Here is a 449-nt window from a genome sequence, read left to right on the forward strand (position 1 = left end):
CCGGTACTTCTGTCTTTAAACTTACACTTCTGCGGCTCGTAGGGGGTTACGCAGGCATGCCTGAACCAGACCCGCCCTTTGACGTAGACCACGTTGCGAAACTCATCGAGATACACGGGTACGCCACTACCCGAGACAAGCAACGAGAAATCGAACGGGAAATCATCGACGCGACCGTCGGCGAGCATCAGGCGGAGTGGCTCTCCGAGCAACGGGAGGAGGCTCGCTCGGACGACGATTCGGCGTCCATCGAAGCGCGCAGAGAGGCTCTGCGAAAGATGGGCTGAGTCTTTGTCCGACTATCCCTCGTCCGTCTCAGCCAGCCACCAGACGGTATTTCGCCCGCCAATCTGTTTCGAGTTGAGTTTTCCCTGCTCGTCGAGCGCGACCAGCCGGTCGTAGGTCGCGCGCCGCTTCAGTGGAACCTCCTCGGTCACCTCTCCAGTCGA

1 protein-coding gene is annotated in these 449 nt (G+C 59.7%); it reads left to right on the plus strand.

The window, feature by feature from the left end:
• Positions 1-287 (plus strand): hypothetical protein (locus EXE45_RS17945; RefSeq protein WP_206750512.1); only part of this gene is annotated, 287 nt, incomplete at its 5' end.
• Positions 288-449: the final 162 nt, after the last annotated feature.

Source organism: Halorubrum sp. SP9, assembly GCF_005435015.1.
In the GTDB taxonomy this organism is placed as follows: domain Archaea; phylum Halobacteriota; class Halobacteria; order Halobacteriales; family Haloferacaceae; genus Halorubrum; species Halorubrum sodomense.